Raw genomic sequence first — 18,957 nt, forward strand, 5'->3', positions numbered from 1 at the left:
GAGGCGCAGATCGGCATTTCGGGCCGCGGCACCGCGATCTCGGACGGGATCGGGCTGGCCACCAAACGGCTTGCGGCCAGCGATGCGCCCTCGCGGGTGATCGTGCTGCTGTCGGACGGGGTGGATACCTCGGGCAGGGTTCCGGCGGTCGAGGCGGCGCGGCTGGCGCGCGACCACGGCATCCGCATCCATTCCATCGCCCTTGGCCCCGAGGATCTGGAAAACCGCCCCGCCTCGCGCGATGCCGTCGATACGGCGACGCTGCGCGCCATCGCGCGGCAGGCTGGCGGTCAAAGCTTTCGTGTCCGCACGACCGGCGACTTGCGCGACATGGCCGGCAGCCTGGACCGGCTGGAGCCGAACCCGTCGGACCGGCCGTCGATGCGGGTCTGGCGATCCCTGTGGGTCTGGCCCGCCACGGGCGCGGCCCTTTGCCTGCTGCTGATCGGTATCAGGAGGCGCGGTTGGACGGGCTGATCCTGTTGCGGCCGCTCTGGCTGATCGGATTGCTGCCGCTGGCCGGGCTGGTGGCGCTGATCCTGCTGCGCATACCGGATGCCGGCGGCTGGCAACAGGTGATGCCACGTGACATGCTGCGCGCGATGCAGGCACTTGGGGCGCTGACCGGGCGACAGAGGCCGTGGCAGCTTCTGCTGGCGCCCGCCGGCCTGGCGGCGCTGGTCCTGGGGCTGGCGGGGCCGGCGCTGCCCCGCGGAGATGCGCCGGTGCTGGTGCAGACCGACGCGGTGGTGCTGGCGGTCGATCTGTCGCCATCGGTTGCGCAGGGAGGCGCGCTGAGCCAGGCGAAATTCGCGGCGGCGGGGCTGGCGCAGGCGCTGGCGGGACGGCCGGTCGGCCTGGTGCTGTATGGCGGCGAGGGATTCACGGCCTCGGCTCCGACGCTGGATATCGCCAGCCTGCGGACGCAGATCGGGGTGCTGGATTCAGAGACCATGCCGGGACAGGGCACGCGCGCCGCCGCCGCGCTGGCACGGGCGGGGCAGATGCTGGAGGGATTGCAGCGTGCCGATCTGATCCTGATTTCGGACGGCGGCGGCATCGACGCCGCCGCCACGGCCGAGGCCGACCGACTGGCCGACCGGGGCGTGCGCATCTCGGCCCTGCGCGTCGAGGGGCTGGCCCGGGGCGCATCGGTCCCGCCGCCCGATGCTCTGGCCGAGCTGGTCCGGGGCGGCGCCGTCGCGACGCTGGCGAATCTGCCGGGTCTGGCGGCTCGGTTGCGCCGTGGCGGTGCGCTTCGGCGCGATCCGGTGCTGCGATCGCTGCAATATCGCGATCTTGGTCCGTTTCTGGCCGCCCTTGCAGGTCTGCCGCTGTTGCTGATGCTGCGGAGGCAGCGGTGAGGCCGGCGGCCCTGCTGATCCTTGCGGCCGGTCTGGCCGCGCTGGCGGTTGCGGGGCCGTCGGCGCTTGGGCGGCTGGCCCTGCGCGCAGGCTGGGACGGCGCGGCGGTGCGGTTGCTGGACGATCCGGCGGCGCGCGGCGTCGCCCTGTTCCGGCTGGGCGACTACAAGGCCGCCGACGAGGCTTTCGCGGCGGCGGGACGCGGCCAGACCTATAATCGCGGCCTCAGCCTGGCCGCGACCCGGGAATACGCGCTGTCGGTTGCCTATTTCGACGCGACGCTGTTTGCCAATCCGACCGACGATCAGGCCCGTTCCAATCGTGACCTGGTGGCGGCGCTGGCGCCCGTGGTGGTGGGCGAAAGCACGGCGCCGGGCCGCATCAAGGGCGCGGGCGGCGCACCCGCCGGGGACAGGCCGATCACCGATCTGCTGGCCAACCTGTCCGGCCCGGAATGGCAGCGCAGGCTTGACGCCAAGGGCCTGGCCGCGACGGATGAGTGGCTGGACACGATCGCCGACGATCCGGGCGCGTTCCTGAAGCTGCGCATCCGGGCCGAATTCGACCGCCGCGCCCGGATGGGTCTGATCCGGCCGGTAGAGGGCGATCCATGGTGACGCGCCTTTTCCTTGTCCTGCTGCTGGCGATGGCTTCGGCGGCGCGTGCGGAACAGCCGATGGCGCGGCTGATGCTGCTCTATGATCGCGGCAATCCCGTCGTCGCCGAGATGATCGCGCTGACGGTGCGCGGCGAATATGACCTGACCGTGTCGCTGGAGCAGATGCAGTTTCCCGATTCGCGCGAGTACGACTGGATTCAGACCGCTCGCGACGATTGGCGGAAAGAGCGGGTCAACGGCAAGCTTCTGCAAATCTTCGAACGCAGGATCGCGGTGTTTCCGCGCCGTGACGGGCCGGTCAGGATCGGCCCGGTGACACATCGGCTGACCTATGTCACTGCGGACGGCCAGCGCGCCACGCGGGACGTGACCGCGCCGCCCGTCAAGATCGGCGTCAAGCCGTTTCCCGGCGGCTATCGTCCGCTGGCGGCCAGCCAGTTGACGCTGACCGACGACCTGTCGGCCCAGCCGGGGCAATTGCGCAAGGATCAGGTTCTGACCCGCCGCGTCACCATCGAGGCGCTTGGCGCGATGGCCCATGACCTGCCGCCGCGTCCCGACCTCAGCGAGCCGTGGCTGATCAGCTTTACCCGGCCCGAAATCCGCGAGACGGTCCTGACGGAAAAGGGTCCGGTGGCCCGCGTCGTCTGGGAATGGGAACTGCGCCCGACCACCGGCGAGCCCGCGATCCTGCGCGCCGCGGCATTTCCGTGGTTCGACACCGACAGCCGTCGGATCGAGGTCGCGGCAATGAAACCCATTCCTTTCGGTTTTGCCGGGTTCGGCGCGAATTCCGGATCCGCGGACAAGGCGGCGGCACGGCAGGACGCGGCCGCGGTCATGCTGGTGGGGGCGGGGATGGCGTCTGCGCTGGCGCTGCTGCTGCGCGGGCAGGGGATCGCGGGTTCTGGCCGGCTGCGACGGCGCATTCGGCAAAGTCTGCCCAGCCCGCATGGGCGCGCCATGCGACGCGCCGCAAGGTCCGGCGATCTGCCCGCCTTGCGCGCAGCCGCCCAGCGGCATCTGCGCTGGAACGGACGCCCCGCTCCGGTGATCCTGGCGCGGCTGGACGATCAGCTTTATGCTGCCGCGCCGCCGGCGGGTTTCGACGCGCGGGCCTGGTTGGCGGCATTTCGCAAGGCGCTGAAATCGCGGATCCGTCGCTGACAGGCGCGGCCGCAGGTTCGGGGATACGCCACCGGGCGAAACGCCCGGCACGCCGTCGCGCAAGCGGGGCCTTGTCTCTTTTCCGACATTGCGCCACGTTGATCGGCATGAAACCCGGCTCACGGGGCATGACCAACCGACAGGGAAAAACGACCATGAAAGCTTTGCTCACTTCGCGTGCGATTCTTCTGGCATCGGCCATCGCCGTCGCGCCCGCCGCTTTTGCCCAGACCCCGGCCGACGTGCTGGTCGTCGCCGCCACCATCGACGACATCATCACGCTGGACCCGGCGCAGTCCTTCGAGTTCTCGGGCAACGACGTCACCCAGAACCTTTATGACCGGCTGGTCGATTTCGATCCGATGGACATGGAAGCCGGCTTCAAGCCCAGCCTGGCCGAAAGCTGGGAGATCAGCGAGGACGGCAAGACCATCACCTTCAAGATGCGCGACGGCGTCAAGTTCCATTCCGGCAATCCGGTCCGCGCAGAAGACGCGGCCTGGTCGATCCAGCGCGCCGTGAAGCTGAACAAGACGCCTTCCTTCATCCTGACGCAGTTCGGCTTTACCCCCGAAAACGTCGACGAGATGGTCAAGGCCGACGGCAACACGCTGACCATCAAGCTGGACAAGCCCTATGCCCAATCCTTCGTGCTGAACTGCCTGACCGCCAATATCGGCAGCGTGGTGGACAAGGAACTGGTCATGAGCAACGCCGAGGGCGACGACATGGGCAATACCTGGCTGTCCAACAACGACGCGGGTTCGGGGCCTTTCGTGCTGAATGCCTGGCGGCCGAACGAGGCGGTCCAGATGACCGCCTTCCCGGATTATTTCCAGGGCGCGCCGGCGATGAGCCGCGTGATCGTCAAGAATGTCGCCGAATCCAGCGCGCAGCGCCTGCAACTGGAACAGGGCGACATCGACGTGGCCCGCAACCTGTCGCCCACGGATGTCGATGCGCTGCAAACCGCCGACGGCGTCAAGATCCAGGACGAACCGCGCGGCCGAATTCTTTATATGGGCTTGAACCAGAAGGACGAATTGCTGTCGAACCCCGCCGTGGTCGAGGCCATGAAATACCTGGTCAATTACGACGGCATCGCGGGCAGCTTCCTGAAGGGCCAGTTCAAGGTGCGCCAGGCCTTCCTGCCCGAAGGCTATCTGGGCGCGCTGGACGAAAACCCCTGGACCTATGACGTCGAGAAGGCCCGGAAGATTCTGACCGATGCCGGGATCGAGGGCGGCACCATCACCACCAAGATCCGCGATCTGCGGGAATATGTGGATACGGCACAGACCTTGCAGGCGTCGATGGCCGAGGTGGGGTTGACGCTGAACATCGAACAGATGACCGGCGCGCAGGTTCTGGACGCCTATCGCGCCCGCGAGGTGCCGATCTTCCTGGGCGAATGGGGCCCGGATTATTCCGACCCGAACACCAATGCCGCGACCTTCGCCTATAATCCCGACAACAGCGACGAGGCGCGGGCGACCGGCCTGCTGGCCTGGCGCAACGCCTATGCGGTACCGCAGTCGATGAACGAGGCCACGGTGGCCGCGACGCTGGAACAGGACACCGACAAGCGCGCCCAGATGTATCGCGACATCCAGAAGCAATATCAGGCCGAGGCCCCGATCATCCCGCTGTTCCAGCGCATCGAACCGACCGGATTGCGCGACAATATCCAGAACTGGAATTCCGGACGCTCGGTCACCTCGGTCATGTATCGACAGGTGACGAAGGGCGAATAGGCCTTGTCTTCCGCGGCCGACCTGAACACCGGGACCGGACGGGGCAAGACCCCGCCGGAACCGGGCGGTCACCGCGCCGCGGCGACGCGGCGCAAGGCCAGACGCATCGGCGGCGTCCTGCTGTCGCTGCTGCTGACGATGCTGGGTCTGTTGCTGGTCACCTTCGTGATCGGCCGCGTCATGCCCATCGACCCGGTGTTGAAGGTCGTCGGCGATCGCGCCACCCAGGCGCAATACGACGCCGCCTATCAGGCGATGGGGTTGGACCGGCCGCTCTATGTCCAGTTCGCAGGCTACGTGGGCGAGGTGCTGACCGGCGATTTCGGGCGCTCGATCTCGACCGGGCAAATGGTCATCGACGACATCAGGCGGGTCTTTCCCGCGACGCTGGAACTGGCGACGCTGGGCACGCTGATCGGCGTGTTCGCGGGCGTGCCCCTGGGCGTGATCGCGGCCGCCCGGCGCGGCGGCATCGTCGATCAGGTCGCCCGCGTGGTCGCGCTGGTCGGCTATTCGATGCCGATCTTCTGGCTGGGCCTGATGGGCCTGTTGATCTTCTACGGTATTCTGGGCTGGGTCGGCGGGCCGGGTCGCCAGGGCATCATCTATGACGGCATGGTTCCCAAGGTCACCGGGCTTCTGCTGGTGGACACCCTGGTCGCGGGCGATTGGGGCGCGTTCAAGGACGCGTTCAGCCACATCATCCTGCCCGCCTCGCTGCTGGGCTATTTCAGCCTCGCCTATATCAGCCGCATGACCCGCAGCTTCATGCTGGAACAGCTTTCGGCCGAATACATCACCACCGCCCGCGTCAAGGGCCTGTCCGAGAGCGCGGTGATCTGGCGCCACGCTTTCCGCAACATCTCGATCCCGCTGGTCACGGTCATCGCGCTGTCCTTCGGCTCGCTGCTGGAAGGATCGGTGCTGACCGAGATCATCTTCTCGTGGCCGGGCCTGGGCCAATACATCACCAAGGCGCTGCTGGCCGGCGACATGAACGCGGTCCTTGGCGGCACGGTCGTCGTCGGGACCTCTTTCGTGGCGCTGAACCTGCTCAGCGACATCCTGTATCGCGTGCTGGATCCGAGGTCCGAATGAGCCGACAGATGACCCGCCGCGCATGGCTGCTTTCCGATGCGCCGCAGACCCGCAACCAGGCGCGGCTGGGCGCGATCTATCAGGGCTGGCTGACATTTCGCGGCAACAAGCTGGCCATGTTCGGGCTGGTGATCCTGATCCTGCTGATCGCGATGGCGATTTTCGCGCCGCTGCTGGCCCCGCAAAACCCCTTTGCGCAGGATCTCGCGAACCGGCTGAAACCGCCATCGGCGCAGAACCTGCTGGGCACCGATGCGCTTGGCCGGGACATCCTGTCGCGCCTGATCCACGGCTCGCGGATCACGCTGTTCATCGTCGGCACGGTGGCCCTGATCGCGCCGATCATCGGACTGTTCATCGGCACCGTGGCGGGCTTCGCGGGGGGCTGGGTCGATCAGGTGCTGATGCGGATTACCGATATCTTCCTGGCCTTCCCCAAGCTGATCCTGGCGCTGGCCTTCGTGGCAGCACTTGGTGCAGGGATCGGCAACGCGGTGCTGGCGCTGGCGCTGACAGCCTGGCCGCCCTATGCCCGCCTTGCCCGGGCCGAGACGCTGACCATCCGCAACGCGGACTACATCGCCGCCGCCCGCCTGCAAGGGGCGGGGCGCATGCGGCTGCTGATCCGGCACATCTGGCCGCTGTGCCTTTCGTCGCTGATCGTGCGGGTGGCGCTGGACATGGCGGGGATCATCCTGTCGGCGGCGGGACTGGGCTTTCTGGGTCTGGGCGCGCAGCCGCCGATGCCGGAATGGGGGGCGATGATTTCGGACGGGCGGACCTATATCCTGGATTTCTGGTGGGTCGCGGCGATGCCCGGGCTTGCCATCTTCATCGTCAGCCTTGCCTTCAATCTGCTGGGCGACGGGTTGCGCGACGTTCTGGACCCGAAGGGCGCAAAGGAATGAACGCGCCGTTGCTCTCGGTCCGGGATCTGCGGGTGGCCTTTCCGACGCGGCAGGGCATGTTCGAGGCGGTGCGCGGCGTCAGCTTCGACCTGGGGCGCGAAAGACTGGGCGTGGTGGGCGAATCCGGGTCGGGCAAATCCATGACCGGCCGCGCGATCCTTGGCCTTGTCCGTCCGCCGGGCCGGGTCACCGCCCGGCGGATGGACCTGCATGGCCAGCCGATCCTGAATCTGTCCGAACGCAAGATGCGCAAGATCCGCGGCAGCCGGATCAGCATGGTCATGCAGGATCCGAAATTCAGCCTGAATCCGGTGATGACCATCGGCGACCAGATCATCGAGGCCTATCGGCTGCATGCCGGCGGCCCGAAGGGCGCGGGCCGCGCCAAGGCGCTGGAAATGCTGGAGGCGGTCCAGATCCGCGACCCCGAACGGGTCATGGGCGCCTATCCGCACGAGGTCTCGGGCGGGATGGGTCAGCGCATCATGATCGCGATGATGCTGGCGCCCGACCCCGAGATTCTGATCGCCGACGAACCGACATCGGCGCTGGACGTATCGGTCCGGACCGAGGTGCTCAACATCATGGACCGGCTGGTCCGCGATCGTGGCATGGGACTGATCTTCATCAGCCACGACCTGAACCTGGTCGCGCAATTCTGCGACCGGGTGCTGATCATGTATGCCGGACGCATCGTCGAGACGCTGGCCGCCAAGGATCTGCATGCCGCCCGCCACCCCTATACGCAGGGCCTGCTGAACAGCCTGCCGCGCCTCGATGCGCCGGTCGAACGCCTGCCGGTGCTGCAACGCCAGGACACGTGGCGCGACGGCGATCCGATCACCGAAAGCCTTGAAACCGAACTTCCCGGAGGCTTGTGACATGGTCCTGCTTCGGTCCGGAAATATCCTGCGGGGGTGCTGGGGTGCAATATCCCGGCCCGCGCCGGTGCCGCCATGCTGACGGTCGACGATCTGAATGTCTGGTTCGGCTTTGCGCCCGACCGTGTGGACGCGGTCCAGCACGCCGCCTTCACCGTGGCCAGCGGCGAAAGCTTCGGTCTGGTCGGCGAATCGGGCAGCGGCAAATCGACGATCCTGCGCGCCATTGCGGGACTGATCGACACCTGGTCGGGCAGCATCGAGGTGGACGGGCAGGCCGTCACCGGAACCCGCCGCAGCCGCGCCTTTCACAAGACCGTCCAGATGGTCTTTCAGGATCCCTATGCCAGCCTGCATCCGCGCCATTCGGTCGATGCGGTGCTGTCCGAGGCGCTGAAGCTGCAAGGCATGGACGATATCGACGCCCGCATCACCCGGCTGCTGCAGGATGTGGGACTGGGACGCGGCTTCCGCTTCCGCTATCCGCACCAATTGTCGGGCGGGCAGCGTCAGCGTGTGGCCATCGCCCGCGCGCTGGCGGCCGAACCGCGCCTGCTGTTGCTGGACGAACCGACCAGCGCCCTGGATGTCAGCGTTCAGGCCGAGATCCTGAACCTGCTGACCGATCTGCGGGCGGAACATGGCCTGACCTATGTGATGGTCAGCCACGATCTGGCCGTTGTCGGGCATATGTGCGACCGGCTGGCGGTGATGCAGCATGGCCGCATCCTGGAAGTGATGGATGTCGATGCCCTGCGCCGCGGCGCGGGCAAGACGGATTACACCCGCCACCTGATCGAAGCCTCGGCAGGCTACATCCGGGGCTGAGGGCCTTTCACGCCGCCCTCATGGCGAATTCACGCCGAACTCCTAGACCTGGTACCGCGCCGCATGTCGCGGCGTGTCATATCGTCAGGGGTTTGAAATGGGTCGCTCATGTCGCGAGATCCAGGAATGGGTCGAGGAACAGGTCGAAAGGCCGATCGAGGAATGGGAACAGCGGCAGGAACAACGCTGCCGCGAAGAGCCATGCAAATGGTGGATGCTGTGCCTGAACAAGTTGTTCTGCTGGCTGGTCTGGGTCGCGGTCAAGGTGGTCCGCTGGGTCGTCGTGACAATCGGCAAATGGGTCGTGCGCGTCGTCTGCACGATCGTCAATGTCATCCTCGACGTGATCGCCTTCGTGATCGGGCTGATCCTGTCTATCCCGGTGATCGGCGGGATCATCCGGACGGTGCTGAACTGGCTGACCGAAATCGTCTGGCGGCTGGTGGGCATCCTGGATTTCGTGGCCAGCCTCGCGGGTATCCGGCCGCGCAAGAAGATGTATTTCGGGATCATCATTCCGGTCATCGACGGCACGCCCCTGGCCACCGAGGCCGCTTTGCAGCCGCAGGTCGATGCGGTGATCGAGATCTATGACCGCACCTGCAACATCGATGCGCGCTTTACCGGTTTCTGCCAGACCCGTGTGTCGCCTCCGGGTGGCAGCATCAGCGTGCAATGCGGCGCGGGCGGCTTTTTCGCCGATTGGTGGGTGGATGGCTCGTGGTTCGAACTGGTCCAGAGCCTGTGCAAATTCGAAAGCGGCTGGCGGCGGATCATCGGCTATGGCGCCGAGCTGATCGGCATCGTCGTCAACGACATCCAGCCGCCCTCGACCATCGGCTGTTCGATGGCGGGAACCCATAATTACGTCACCATCGAGCCGCGCGTGGCGCGGGCGACACTGGCGCATGAACTGGGCCATGCCTGCCTGCTGCCGCACGACGAATCGGCCGGCAATCTGATGAACGCCAGTGTCGTCGGCGCGGCCTTTCCGGTGCTGTCGAACCTGCAAGTCGCCATCGTACGGGGCTCGCGCCACGTCACCTATCTGTAGGAGGTTTCCATGACCGACAAGAACGAACACGACCATGGCAAGGGCCGCGGCTGCGGCGCACCCCATCCGCTTTTCGGGCTGGCCATAGCCGCCGCCATCGTCGCGGTCGCGGCGGTGCTGGTCCTGGCGCTGACATGAAACCGGCAACCTGCGTGATCCGTTCGGCCGATGATCTGCGGCTGCTGACGGATGCCGCGCCGCCCGCGCGGCTGATCCTGGACCTGCCCGGAAAGCCGCGGGACGAGGTTGCGGCGCGGCAGGCGCGGCTGTCCGCAACTCTGAGCGCCTGCGGCTGTGCCGCGGGCGCGGTCGGGTTGCTGGCCGGGCTTTGTCTGGCGCCGATCGCCGGGCTGACGGGCTGGCTGCCGGGGCAGGGCGCGGCCCATGCCGCGATCGGTGCGCTGCTGCTGGCCAGCCTTGGCGGCGTTGCGGGCAAGCTGGCGGGGCTGATGCGCGCCCGCCGCGCGATCCGGGCCGAGATCGACGCCCTTTCGCGCTGGATCGAGGCCGAGTGAGCAATGGCGCCGGGCCGGGTTGCACCCGGCCTGGTTATCGCTACCGTCCGCAGCGCGTCAACGAAGCGGAGCGGTCATGAAACGGGTCACACTGGGCGGCAGCGACATCGAGGTCAGCGCGATCTGCCTCGGCACGATGACCTTCGGCAACCAGACGGACGAAGGCGATGCCCAGAGGCAGATGGATCGCGCGCTGGACGCGGGGATCACCTTTTTCGACAGCGCCGAGATGTATCCCGTCAATCCGGTCCGCCGCGAGACGATCGGCGCCACCGAAGAGATCGTCGGCCGCTGGCTGGCCGGGGCCGGCCGGCGCGAGCGCGTCGAAATCGCCACCAAGATGACCGGACCCAGCCAGATGGTCCGCGATGGCGCCCCCTGCGACGGCGCCACGATGCGCGCGGCCATCGATGGTTCGCTGCGGCGGTTGCGGACCGACCGGATCGATCTCTACCAATTGCACTGGCCGGTGCGCGGCACCTGGGCGTTCCGGCAGAACTGGTCCCATGCGCCGAAGGCAGACAAGACCCGCATACTGGATCACATGGCCGACATTCTCGCGGCCGCGTCCCAGGCGCGGCGGGCGGGCAAGATCGGCGCCTTCGGCCTGTCGAACGAAACCGCATGGGGGCTGGCGCGCTGGTGCGACGTGGCGGACCGGACCGGCGCGCCCCGACCCGTGGCGATCCAGAACGAATATTCGCCGCTCTGCCGGCTTTATGACACCGATCTGGCCGAGACGGCCGTCCAGGAGGATGTGACCCTGCTGGGATTTTCGCCGCTGGCGGCGGGCCTGCTGACGGGAAAATATTCCGGCGGCGCGGTCCCCGGGGGCAGCCGCGCGTCGGTGGACAAGGCGCATGGCGGTCAGGGCCGGCTGGGTGGGCGTCTGACCGCCCGAGCCATCGCCGCCGCCGACGCCTTCGGCGCGCTGGCCTCGGGTCACGGCTGGGATCGGGTTCACATGGCCGTGCTGTGGCAAGCGACGCGGCCCTTCAAGGCGATCCCGATCATCGGCGCGACCTCGGTGACACAGCTCGATCACCTGCTGGCCGGAATGGACCAGGCGTTGCCCGAGGATCTGGTCCGCGCCATCGACCGGCTGCACAGGGATCACCCGCAACCCTATTGACGCCGGCGTCGCGCTTTCGTCCGCAACCGCGCCCGGTCGGGCATCGTCCCGGGGCCGGGCCAGGGCGACGAAGCCGCCCCCCGCACAGCCGGCCGGGCGAGGCTTGATGAAACCGGCGCAGGTTCTATCTTGTTGATCCGAAAGACGGGCAAAGGGGGCAGAAGATGGCAGGCGATCCATATGCAGATCTGGGATTGACCAGATCGGCCAGCGAGGCCGAGATCAAGAAAGCCTATCGCAAGATCGCCAAGACCGATCATCCGGACCTGAACCCCGATCCGGCGGCCACCCAACGCTTCAAGGCCGCATCGGCGGCCTATGATCTGTTGAAAGACCCCGAACAGCGCCGCCGCTTCGATGCCGGCGAGATCGACGAACAGGGTCACGAACGGCCACAGCGCCGCTATTACCGCGATCATGCGGAGGCGGCCGGCAATCCCTATGCGCAGAATTATGGTTTCGAGGGCGATCCGGATCTGTCGGATGTGTTCTCGGATCTGTTCGGGCGCCGGGCGGCCGGAGGATTCGGGCAGGGTTTCCGGCAGGAGGGCGGGCGCGAATTCCACATGCGCGGACAGGATTACCGTTTCGCCCTGGAGGTTGATTTCATGACCGCGGCCAGGGGCGGCAAGACCCGGATCTCGCTGCCCGAGGGCGGCGATCTCGAGGTGACGATCCCCCGGGGCGTGCGTGACGGGCAGACGATCCGGCTGAAGGGCAAGGGCGGCGCGGGCATGGGCCAGGGCGGTCCGGGGGATGCCTATCTGACCGTCTCGGTCGCGCCCCACCCCGATTTCCGTCGCGAGGGCGACGACATCTTCCTGACGCTGCCGATCACGCTGGACGAGGCGGTTCTGGGCGCCAAGGTCGCGGCGCCGACAGTGGACGGGCCGGTGAACCTGACCATCCCCAGAGGCGCCACCACGGGCCAGAAGCTGCGCCTGCGCGGGCGCGGGATCAATGGCGGCGACCAGCAGGTCGAACTGAAGATCGTGATGCCGCCGAAGGTGGACGGCGATCTGGCGAAATTCATGGAGGGATGGCGCAAGTCGCATGGCTACGACCCACGCCGGGGGATGACGATATGAGCCGCTATTACACCGAAACCGAAGTCATCGCGATGGTCGAGGAACTGACCCGGCCGCGCCTGCGCCGCTATTGCCGGGCGCGCATCGTGCAGCCGGTGACGACGCCCGATGGCCCCGGTTTCCGCGAGGCCGACCTGGCGCGCCTGCAATTGCTGTGCGATCTGGCCGATTGCCACAACCTGCCCGAGGACGGGTTGCGCATGGTCATGTCGCTGATCGACCAGCTGAACACCGCCCGCGGCGACATGCGGGCGCTGATGCAGGCGGTCGCGGCCGAACCCGACGAGGTTCGCATTCGCATCCACCGCAGCATTCGCGGCAGGCGCGGCTGAGGCGCCAGATCGCCGCGCGATCCTTGCGGTGCGGCGTCAGTCATCCGGAGATCCATCAGGCCGGATTTCCCATGCGCATTCTTTCGGCCCCGCTTCCTGCGCTGTGCCAGGCCGCGCCCGGCCCGGCTGGGCTCGGAATGGCGGGGCAAGGGACATATCGGGCAAGGCGCTGTTCTGGTCGTTCCGGGACGACCGAGCCGCTACCCGTCGCGCCGGCCATTCCGGCCGCCACGGCGTCTTTTCAGCAGCGGTTTGCGGGCCGGCAGTTCGGCGATGACCGCGCGCCGCGTCTCGGCGGGCATCGAGGCCCAGCCGGCGATCTCGTCCAGCGTGCGGTAGCAGCCCACGCAGATACCCTCGTGCGGGTGTATCACGCAGATGTTGATGCACGGACTTTGCGGTTCGGTGCGGGTCCATATGGGCGGGGCGTCGGTCATGGCGGCACGCTAGGCGCGGGTCCGCAGCCGGGCAAGCCGGGAAGCGACGCTTTCGTGACGCAATGTCACCTCGGGTCACGGACCGGGCCATGCCCGGCCGGGTCGCGCCCGATCGGGTCTTCGGCACGCGCCTGGTCCGAGGTCGATCCCTGTGCTTTCAGGAACGCCTCGAAGGCCGACAGGGTCCGGCGCGAGACATGGTGCTCGATCCCTTCCGCGTCGATCTCGGCGACATCTTCGGGAACGCCGACGGCGATGAGCAGTTCGGCCACCGTGCGGTGACGGGCGCGGACGCGATCGGCAAGATCGGCCCCGTCGTCGGTGAGAAAAACCCCGCGATAGGGGCGCGCCGTCGCCAGACCCTCGCGCTTCAGCCGCGAAATCGCCTTTGTTGCGGTCGGCTGGGCGACCCCCATCCGTTCGGCAATATCGGCCACCCGCGCTTCGCCCAGTTCCGCGATCAGATCCCCGATCAGTTCGGCGTAATCTTCCAGCAGGGCGCGCGACTGCTTTTCCCGCGCCCTCGCAAAGCGGTCGGCCTGCTTTTTTGCCGGCGTCGTTCTGTCGGTCATGGGCAGGCTCTTTCGAAAGCGTGAAGAGGATTTATAGCCAAAGCTATTCGGTTTTACCAACCGATAATCGGCGTGATCGCGGCAGCCGGACGGCACCCCCTTGCGCCGGGCATAGCAATGGCTATATTCCATTGATCACGCAATCATTGTTAGTCCATGCAAAAACTGACCTACCGAACCCGACGTGGAATGACAGATGTCCTGACCGGCCACCGCAAGGATTGGCGCGGCCGTCTTCTGTTCGCGGGGCCGGCGGTGATCGCCTCGGTCGCCTACATGGATCCGGGCAATTACGCGACGAACATCCAGGCGGGCGCGGGCTATGGCTATCAGTTGCTATGGGTCGTGCTGCTGGCGAACCTGATCGCCATGCTGTTTCAGGCGATGTCGGCCCGACTGGGGATTGTCACCGGCAAGAACCTGGCGGAACTGTCCCGCGACAACTTTCGAAAGCCCGTGGTATGGGTCATGTGGGTGGTCAGCGAAATCGCCGCCATGGCCACCGACCTGGCGGAATTCCTGGGCGGGGCGATCGGGTTGGCGCTGCTGTTCGATCTGCCGCTGATCGTCGGCATGGCGATCACCGCCATCATCACCTATGCCATCCTGATCTTTGAACGTCAGGGATTTCGCCCGATGGAGCTGATCATCGGCGCGCTGGTCATTGTGATTGGCCTTTCCTATCTCGCCGAAACGCTGATCGCGCCCATCGACTGGAAATCCGCCGGGATCGGCATGTTTCAGCCGGCCCTGCCGGACGGCAATGCCCTGATCATCGCGGTCGGCATCATCGGTGCCACCGTGATGCCCCATGCCATCTACCTGCATTCCGGTCTGACCCAGAACCGCATTGAAATCCGCGACGAAAGGGACCGCCGCCGGGTGCTGAAATTCTCGAACATCGAGGTCGTGGTCGCGCTTGCGATCGCCGGCATGGTCAACATGGCGATGGTGATGATGGCGGCAAGCGCCTTTCACATGGGCTACCCCGAGGTGGCCGAGATCGAGACCGCCTATTACACGCTGACGCCGCTGCTTGGCGCCGCGGCCGCCGGCATCTTTCTTGCCTCGCTGATCGCCTCGGGCATTTCGAGCTCGGTCGTCGGCACGATGGCCGGGCAGATGATCATGCAGGGTTTCCTGAGGTTTCGCGTCCCGATCTGGCTGCGAAGACTGGTCACGATGCTTCCCGCCTTCGTCGTTGTCGCGATGGGCGTGAACGTGACGCAGGCGCTTTTCCTCAGCCAGGTGGTGCTTTCCATCGCCTTGCCCGTCCCCATGATCGCGCTTCTGATCTTTTCCATGCGCAAGGACATCATGGGCGAATTCGCGGTGGGAAAGCTGCTGGGTTCGCTGGCCGCCATGGCGGCGATCATTGTGCTGGGGCTGAATTTCGTGCTGCTGGGCGATGCCTTCGGGATACCGGTGCCGTTCCTGGACGGTTGATTGCGGTCCCGAGGCCGGCAGCGGGGCCGTGAGGAGCCGCCCACCGCACGTCGTTGCGGAATCCGGCTGAGCTGAAATCCGCGGCCGACCCCGACCGGATTCGCCGGGCGCCCGGATGCGGCTGCCAGCGACGTCAGGGCAGATTGCGCAGCCGGTCCAGGGCGCCCTGCAAAATATAGGCCGCCGCCACCTGGTCGATGACCTCTGCGCGCCGCTTGCGCGAGGTATCGGCCTCCAGCAGCGCCCGTTCGGCAGCGACGGTCGAAAGGCGTTCGTCCCAGAAGCCGATAGGCAGGTCCGTCAGGCGCGACAGGTTGCGGGCGAAGGCGCGGGTGGATTGGGCGCGGGGACCCTCGCTGCCATCCATGTTGCGCGGCAGGCCAAGGACCAGGCCGGCAAGGCCGCGCTCGGCTGCGGCTGACAGCAGCGCGGCCGCGTCCAGCGTGAATTTCCGGCGGCGGATTACCGTCAGCGGAGAGGCCACCTGCCGCAAGCCGTCGCTGACCGCCACGCCGATGGTCTTGGTGCCAAGATCAAGCCCGGCCAGCGCGCCGGTGCGGGGCAGGGTCGCGGCAAAATCCGCGATATCCTCGTGGATCACTCGGTCAGCCCCGAGGATTGCGCCGCCGCGCGTACCGTCGCCAGCGCCTGAGGCGCCGAGGCGAAACGCTGCTGCGCCTCGTCCCAGATGGCGCGCGCCCGATCGGCATTGCCCAGCACCGTCAGGGACGTGATCAGCCGGGCCCATTCCTCGGGCGAACCGCCCTGTTCGGCCAGCCGCGCCTCGAGCTGCGAGACCATGCCGCCGATCATCTCGCGGCGTTGCTCGGGCGTCATGTTCTCGGCTGCGGCCATCGCCTCGGCGTCGGGACCGGGCAAAGCCGGGGCCGTCGCCGAGGGCGGCGTATAGTCCGGCTGACCCGCCAGCCATGCAAGATCGGCGATGGATTGGCTGATCGGCGGAATCCAGGGCGCATCGGGAGGTCCTTCCTCAAGAAGCTGGCGCCACAGCGGAAAGGCGCGGTCGGGACGGCCGTTCTGAAGTTGCAGGATGCCCAGCATATAGCGCGCCTGCGGCTGCGTCGGGTCGGTCTGCAGCGACCGGGCCAGAACCGCCTCGGCCTCGGGCGTGATCAGGCCACCTGCGGCTTCGGTCATCAGCGCCGACAGACGCATCAGTTGTTCCGCGCTGGCGCGGTCGCCCAGAACCTCGATCAGCCGCTGCTGGGCCTCGCGTGCGGCCCGGACATTGCCCAGCCGCGCCTCGTGCGTGGCCAGAAGCGAAAGGCCCTCGGGATCCTGCGGATTTTTGGCAACCGCCTCGCGCAGCTTCTGAACCAGATTCTCGTATTCGGCATCGACGGTCGGCGCCTGGGCCGCGGGTGCCTGGGCTTCGGCCTGTTCCTGGCTGGGCCGGCTTTCATAGGCCTGCTGGGCCAGCGCAAGGCGCCGCGCAAGCGGCAGATCGGCCACGCCGGGCGCGCCTTCGCGCAGATACACTGCCATGCCGCCGCCAAGGGCCACCAACAGGATCACCCCGGCCCAGAGTGCGGTGCCGCCGCGGGCGGGGGCAGGGGCATCGGCCATGCGGCGGTCGGCATCCAGCACCTTGCGGCCGATCTCGGTGTGCAGGCGCTGCGCATCCTCGGGGGCGATCACGCCGCGTTCCAGATCGCGATCCACCTCGCGAAGCTGATCGCGATAGACGCGCAGGTCATAGGTCGCGGACGATTCTGCCCGGGCACCGTCGCGGGCGCGCCAGATCGGCAAGAAGATCGCAACCGCGACCAGCAAGGTCAGTGCGGCGGAGAATATCCAGAACATCGCGTGCCCCCCAAAATCGCCTTTCTTCCTAAAGTTCTTTGCGGCCGAGCGGAAGTGTCGCAAGGTCGCAGTCATTCACGTCCGCGCCAGAGCCCGCCTGCCCGCTGCGCCAGGCGACCGCATGTCGCATTTGGCGCCGATCTGCCGCATCCACTCTTGAGGCCGGCGCGGCCAGTCGCCATGCTGCGCGCAACGTCTGTCAGGGGGTGGGCATGTCTCAATCGCGCCGCTATTCGGTCTTTGCCATCGCCCGCGAGGCGTTTCGCGAACATCGCGGCTGGTCCAGGGCATGGGCCAGCCCCGAGCCGCGCCAAAGATACAAGGTGGTGATCGTGGGCGCGGGCGGGCACGGATTGGCCACGGCCTATTACCTCGGCCGGAACTTCGGCATCACCGATATCGCGATCATCGAAAAGGGCTGGCTGGGCGGTGGCAATACCGGTCGCAACACGACCATCATCCGCAGCAATTATCTGCAGGATCCCTCGGCTGCCATCTATGACAAATCGTTGAAACTGTACGAGACCCTTTCGCAGGATCTGAACTACAACGTCATGTTCAGCCCGCGCGGCCTGATCATGCTGGCGCAGACCGAACACGAGGTGCGCGGCTACAAGCGCACCGTCCATGCCAACAACCTGCAAGGCGTCAGCACCGAATGGATCGAACCCGCACGGCTGAAGGAACTGGTGCCGATCATCAATCTGGACGGGCCGCGCTATCCGGTTCTGGGCGGTCTGTATCAGGCGCGCGGCGGCACCGCGCGCCATGATGCGGTGGCCTGGGGCTATGCCCGGGCCTGTTCGGACATGGGGATGCACGTCATCCAGAACTGCGAGGTCACGGGGATTGAAACCGATGGCGGCGCGGTGCAGGCCGTCAATACCAGCAAGGGCCGCATCGGTTGCGAGAAGCTGGCCCTGGTCGTGGCGGGTCATTCCAGCCAGCTTGCCGGGATGGCCGGTTTCCGCCTGCCGATCGAAAGCGTCGCCCTGCAAGCCCTGGTCAGCGAACCGATCAAGCCTTGCATGGATGTGGTCGTCATGGCCAACACCGTGCACGGCTACATGTCGCAATCCGACAAGGGCGAGATGGTGATCGGAGGCGGCACCGACGGTTTCAACAATTTCACGCAGCGCGGCTCCTGGCATCACGTCGAGGAAACCGTCCGCGCCCTGGTCGAGACATTTCCGATGATCTCGCGTCTCAAGATGTTGCGGCAATGGGGCGGAATCGTTGACATGACCGGCGACCGCTCGCCCATCCTGTCGACGACGCCGGTGGACGGAATCTTCGTCAATTGCGGTTGGGGCACCGGTGGTTTCAAGGCGATTCCCGGATCCGGCTGGGCCATGGCCGAACTGGTGGCGCGGGGCCGTCCCGGTCCGTTGGCCGCGGGGTTCGGGCTGAACCGTTTCCGCGAAGGGCGTTTTGTCGACGAATCGGTCGCGGCCGGCGTGGCCCACTAGCATGAACCCGCTTATGTTGATTTTACCCGGAACCAGTCATGCGGGCCATGAATTGCCTCTCCATACGGTTGAAATCCGAAAGGAAAGATCATGGCTGAAGGCAACAACAACAATAACAACCTCTATTTCATTGTCGGCGGCATCGTCGTCGTGGTGGCACTCCTGTTTTTCTTCATGTCCGGAGGCGACGTGGAAAGCCCTGCGGCAGACGCGACGATGCCCGCGGCAGAGACCACCACTGCCCCGGCCACGGCCGACACAACCACCACCACCGACACGGCACCTGCTCCCGCGGACACCGCTCCCGCGGACACCGCTCCGGCCGACACGGCCCCTGCCGGGGAACCTGCACCCGCGTCGAACTGAGCCGAATCCGGCGCGGTCCGTCGCGCGAAACAAGATCGGGTCCGGGGGCGCGCAGTCCCCGGCCCCTGCACGCCGAGAACCGCCCCGATGACGCGCGATCCGG

General features: G+C 66.8%; 22 protein-coding genes. 18 read left to right on the forward strand and 4 right to left on the reverse strand.

The window, feature by feature from the left end:
• The 15 genes from B4A72_RS14840 to B4A72_RS14910 form a co-directional block, all read left to right on the forward strand.
• Positions 1 to 477 (forward strand): VWA domain-containing protein (locus tag B4A72_RS14840; RefSeq protein WP_292979006.1); only part of this gene is annotated, 477 nt, incomplete at its 5' end.
• Positions 465 to 1,364: a VWA domain-containing protein gene (locus B4A72_RS14845; RefSeq protein ID WP_292954472.1), complete on the forward strand. Its 900-nt coding sequence runs from the start codon at positions 465 to 467 to the stop codon at positions 1,362 to 1,364. The genes B4A72_RS14840 and B4A72_RS14845, both read left to right, overlap by 13 nt.
• Positions 1,361 to 1,981 (forward strand): hypothetical protein, encoded by a 621-nt coding sequence (locus B4A72_RS14850; protein ID WP_292954469.1) that lies wholly within the window; start codon positions 1,361 to 1,363, stop codon positions 1,979 to 1,981. The genes B4A72_RS14845 and B4A72_RS14850 overlap by 4 nt, the downstream gene beginning before the upstream one ends.
• Entirely contained in the window at positions 1,975 to 3,150 is a 1,176-nt protein-coding gene (locus B4A72_RS14855; RefSeq protein WP_292954466.1) for a hypothetical protein, read from the forward strand. The genes B4A72_RS14850 and B4A72_RS14855 overlap by 7 nt, the downstream gene beginning before the upstream one ends.
• Before the next feature lie 155 nt (positions 3,151 to 3,305).
• A complete protein-coding gene (locus tag B4A72_RS14860; RefSeq protein ID WP_292954463.1) occupies positions 3,306 to 4,904 on the forward strand; it encodes an ABC transporter substrate-binding protein in 1,599 nt (532 codons plus the stop codon).
• A 105-nt stretch (positions 4,905 to 5,009) separates the two neighbouring features.
• The gene (locus tag B4A72_RS14865) at positions 5,010 to 6,002 is read left to right on the forward strand and encodes an ABC transporter permease (RefSeq protein ID WP_292954582.1); all 993 of its coding nucleotides are present in this window, start codon (positions 5,010 to 5,012) and stop codon (positions 6,000 to 6,002) included.
• Positions 6,003 to 6,010: 8 nt separating this feature from the next.
• Positions 6,011 to 6,910, forward strand: coding sequence for a nickel transporter permease (gene nikC, locus B4A72_RS14870; RefSeq protein WP_414692152.1), 900 nt, complete (start codon positions 6,011 to 6,013; stop codon positions 6,908 to 6,910).
• Positions 6,907 to 7,791, forward strand: a complete 885-nt coding sequence (locus B4A72_RS14875) for an ABC transporter ATP-binding protein (RefSeq protein WP_292954457.1) — start codon at positions 6,907 to 6,909, stop codon at positions 7,789 to 7,791. The genes nikC and B4A72_RS14875 overlap by 4 nt, the downstream gene beginning before the upstream one ends.
• A gap of 75 nt (positions 7,792 to 7,866) precedes the next feature.
• Complete coding sequence (locus tag B4A72_RS14880) at positions 7,867 to 8,619, forward strand: ABC transporter ATP-binding protein (RefSeq protein WP_292954454.1); 753 nt, start codon at positions 7,867 to 7,869, stop codon at positions 8,617 to 8,619.
• Between the two features lie 97 nt (positions 8,620 to 8,716).
• The gene (locus B4A72_RS14885; RefSeq protein ID WP_292954451.1) at positions 8,717 to 9,673 is read left to right on the forward strand and encodes a hypothetical protein; all 957 of its coding nucleotides are present in this window, start codon (positions 8,717 to 8,719) and stop codon (positions 9,671 to 9,673) included.
• 9 nt (positions 9,674 to 9,682) lie between these two features.
• Positions 9,683 to 9,811 carry a hypothetical protein gene (locus tag B4A72_RS14890; protein WP_292954448.1) on the forward strand — a complete coding sequence of 43 codons (129 nt, stop codon included), beginning with the start codon at positions 9,683 to 9,685 and terminating at the stop codon, positions 9,809 to 9,811.
• Positions 9,808 to 10,188, forward strand: coding sequence for a hypothetical protein (locus B4A72_RS14895; RefSeq protein ID WP_292954445.1), 381 nt, complete (start codon positions 9,808 to 9,810; stop codon positions 10,186 to 10,188). Before B4A72_RS14890 ends, B4A72_RS14895 begins: the two co-directional genes overlap by 4 nt.
• Before the next feature lie 76 nt (positions 10,189 to 10,264).
• Positions 10,265 to 11,320, forward strand: a complete 1,056-nt coding sequence (locus B4A72_RS14900; RefSeq protein ID WP_292954442.1) for an aldo/keto reductase — start codon at positions 10,265 to 10,267, stop codon at positions 11,318 to 11,320.
• A gap of 164 nt (positions 11,321 to 11,484) precedes the next feature.
• Positions 11,485 to 12,408, forward strand: a complete 924-nt coding sequence (locus B4A72_RS14905; RefSeq protein ID WP_292954439.1) for a DnaJ C-terminal domain-containing protein — start codon at positions 11,485 to 11,487, stop codon at positions 12,406 to 12,408.
• A complete protein-coding gene (locus B4A72_RS14910) occupies positions 12,405 to 12,740 on the forward strand; it encodes a hypothetical protein (RefSeq protein ID WP_292954436.1) in 336 nt (111 codons plus the stop codon). Before B4A72_RS14905 ends, B4A72_RS14910 begins: the two co-directional genes overlap by 4 nt.
• Positions 12,741 to 12,940: 200 nt before the next feature.
• On the opposite strand, the gene B4A72_RS14915 is transcribed toward B4A72_RS14910, so the two are convergent.
• Together B4A72_RS14915 and mntR are read right to left on the reverse strand one after the other, a co-directional pair.
• Entirely contained in the window at positions 12,941 to 13,177 is a 237-nt protein-coding gene (locus tag B4A72_RS14915) for a DUF1289 domain-containing protein (RefSeq protein ID WP_292954433.1), read from the reverse strand.
• Between the two features lie 65 nt (positions 13,178 to 13,242).
• Complete coding sequence (mntR, locus tag B4A72_RS14920; protein WP_292954430.1) at positions 13,243 to 13,749, reverse strand: manganese-binding transcriptional regulator MntR; 507 nt, start codon at positions 13,747 to 13,749, stop codon at positions 13,243 to 13,245.
• Between the two features lie 189 nt (positions 13,750 to 13,938).
• Here mntR and B4A72_RS14925 point away from each other — a divergent pair, with 189 nt between their 5' ends.
• Positions 13,939 to 15,195 carry an Nramp family divalent metal transporter gene (locus B4A72_RS14925; protein ID WP_292979008.1) on the forward strand — a complete coding sequence of 419 codons (1,257 nt, stop codon included), beginning with the start codon at positions 13,939 to 13,941 and terminating at the stop codon, positions 15,193 to 15,195.
• A gap of 133 nt (positions 15,196 to 15,328) precedes the next feature.
• On the opposite strand, the gene ruvX is transcribed toward B4A72_RS14925, so the two are convergent.
• Positions 15,329 to 15,796 carry a Holliday junction resolvase RuvX gene (gene ruvX / locus B4A72_RS14930; RefSeq protein WP_292954424.1) on the reverse strand — a complete coding sequence of 156 codons (468 nt, stop codon included), beginning with the start codon at positions 15,794 to 15,796 and terminating at the stop codon, positions 15,329 to 15,331.
• Positions 15,793 to 17,019: a c-type cytochrome biogenesis protein CcmI gene (gene ccmI, locus B4A72_RS14935; protein ID WP_292954421.1), complete on the reverse strand. Its 1,227-nt coding sequence runs from the start codon at positions 17,017 to 17,019 to the stop codon at positions 15,793 to 15,795. Before ccmI ends, ruvX begins: the two co-directional genes overlap by 4 nt.
• Before the next feature lie 212 nt (positions 17,020 to 17,231).
• Here ccmI and B4A72_RS14940 point away from each other — a divergent pair, with 212 nt between their 5' ends.
• Together B4A72_RS14940 and B4A72_RS14945 are read left to right on the forward strand one after the other, a co-directional pair.
• The gene (locus B4A72_RS14940; protein ID WP_292954418.1) at positions 17,232 to 18,488 is read left to right on the forward strand and encodes a sarcosine oxidase subunit beta family protein; all 1,257 of its coding nucleotides are present in this window, start codon (positions 17,232 to 17,234) and stop codon (positions 18,486 to 18,488) included.
• Between the two features lie 90 nt (positions 18,489 to 18,578).
• Positions 18,579 to 18,854 carry a hypothetical protein gene (locus B4A72_RS14945; RefSeq protein WP_292954415.1) on the forward strand — a complete coding sequence of 92 codons (276 nt, stop codon included), beginning with the start codon at positions 18,579 to 18,581 and terminating at the stop codon, positions 18,852 to 18,854.
• The last annotated feature ends 103 nt before the right edge of the window (positions 18,855 to 18,957 follow it).

The sequence above is a fragment of the Paracoccus sp. UBA5162 genome, from assembly GCF_002413585.1.
Lineage (GTDB): Bacteria > Pseudomonadota > Alphaproteobacteria > Rhodobacterales > Rhodobacteraceae > Paracoccus.